At 39.0% G+C, this 2,026-nt stretch carries 1 protein-coding gene and 1 pseudogene; one reads left to right on the plus strand and one right to left on the minus strand.

Going from position 1 to position 2,026, the window contains the following annotated elements:
* Window positions 1–121 precede the first annotated feature (121 nt).
* Window positions 122–1,126: a site-specific integrase gene (locus D5018_RS21190; protein ID WP_121840954.1), complete on the minus strand. Its 1,005-nt coding sequence runs from the start codon at window positions 1,124–1,126 to the stop codon at window positions 122–124.
* Window positions 1,127–1,479: 353 nt separating this feature from the next.
* Between D5018_RS21190 and D5018_RS21195 the strand changes: the two are divergent.
* Window positions 1,480–1,899, plus strand: a pseudogene (locus D5018_RS21195) (DNA topoisomerase); the annotation flags it as partial.
* Window positions 1,900–2,026: the final 127 nt, after the last annotated feature.

The raw sequence follows: 2,026 nt of genomic DNA on the forward strand, positions 1-2,026 counted from the left end.
GACTAAATATTTGGTCAGCATGACATACTGGGAAGATCGGTCAAATGATCATTGAGGATCAAGTAAAATGGTGACTCAACCGTTGCTATTTTAAGCAGATTGAGTCAGATGGGCTGAATAGTTACAATAGTTTTAGATATTCCAGTGTGGTTTCGGGATTAGCGTGCCCCAATGAGCTTTGTATCCATCCTATAAGCATGTCGAAAGTGATTTCTTTCGAATCCAGAAGAGGCTTAAGTAGTTGATATGAAATATAAGCAAAGGTTGCTCTATTCCAATGGAATACATAGTTTTGCGGAAATGTTGAAGGTAGGACTCTTTTTAGTCTTGCGACTATGACAGAAATACTTCTGCCATTGGGTTTAGAGTTAGTTGATGCGTATCTTGGATCTGATTTTGCCATGTATCTACAATCACCACGCCTCCCAAGGAATAGATACATGTCTTTTTCATTTCTAAAAACTTCCTCGCCAAAATTTTGCTTAAACTTACATCTTCTTTTCTTTGCTTCTTCGCAATAGGCATAGATCTTTAATTTTTCAGCTAAGGCATGAGGGATAGATACTACGAGCCTTTTATCAAATTTGGTGTCGATATCAGTACCCAAACCAGCTTGTAATTTATAACAACCGTCGGGGTGCAAGTTTTTTGGGACGAATGAGTCTATATGTCGCAGTCTAATGGTTAAGATAGTTTGTATTCTTGCCCCTGTGTCTAAAGCGATTTCAAATATAAGTCTCTCATCCGTGTTGAAGTCGTTAGAATATAGTGCCTTATACAAAGCATCTACTTGAGCATTCTCTAATGGTCTTAACTCCTCACCATCGTCATATACATGCCCTAATTTTGGCATGAACTTTTTGGGTACAGTCGCTGTGAGTAGTCGAGTTTTGACTTCTCTAATAAATGTTTGCCCTTGCTTGTTTTGAAATTGCTTATACGCTCTGTAGGTTTGGTCTATTCTTTCTAGTTCTATGTTGTAGCGGACCTGATGAAACTCAAACCATTTGTAAATAGTGGCTGTTCTACTGTTAATATTTTGGGCTGATATTCTTTTTTTCGATAAGTATGTGAAGTACAAATAAGTAGGCCTTCTTTGTGCTCTTATACTGGAAAAGTCGAACATATCGATTTCTTCTTTTTCGCACCAAATTTTGAAATCTTGAATATGTGAGACTTTTCTTCGTGCATAATTCGGGGCTATCCGATCACTGAATTCGGGATTATCCGATCACCTATTTCCCCGCTGTCCGGAATGACCGAAATTCGCATACAAAGACTCTAATTTGGTCCAAGTGGCACAATGATTTGCTAATTTTTCATATCAAAAACACAGGGTGAACGATTGCCTAAAGACGAATTTATTGTTTCTACACACTAAAAAAATTTGAGCATGTCCTGAAAGTGCTAGTGATATTGTCAACGATTCTATAATTCTTGTGGAGTGTCAACAGTCGATATTTCTTGTTAATCGTGTAAGGCCAATTGTTGGTGGATGAAGTCATTTCTCATTTAGGTGTATCAGGAACCAAACTCAACCAAGTGCAACGTTTATTGATCAGTGACTTAAATCCTGCGGCTGTTAAGCGAGCATTAAATAACCTAAGAAGTAATAGAGAGTTCATTCCACTCGCAACTTCGGCGTTAGCTAGAAGTCGTGCCGACTGGTTATTTGGGATTAACCTCACGCGTGCTTATACAATTCAAGGGCGAAAAGTCGGATACGATGGAGTGTTGTCGGTAGGTCGAGTGCAAACCCCCTTGCTTGGGTTAGTCGTCAGGCGTGATGAGCAAATTCAGCAGTTTCAATCAAAACCATTTTATGAAGTGTTGGCTCATTTGTTGACAGATAAGAATGAAAGCTTTGTTGCTAAATGGCAACCCAGTGAGGCTTGTCAGCTAGGGCAAACGGGTCAAAAATAAGCAATTAAGTTTGATCGTTTGCCAACCAGAATCGATCGTGGTTTATAATAGTCTTTGCCTGTTAAACACCATGAAAACTACCACTATTAGCCAGCACTTTGCC

This window comes from Parashewanella curva (assembly GCF_003675895.1).
GTDB lineage: Bacteria > Pseudomonadota > Gammaproteobacteria > Enterobacterales > Shewanellaceae > Parashewanella > Parashewanella curva.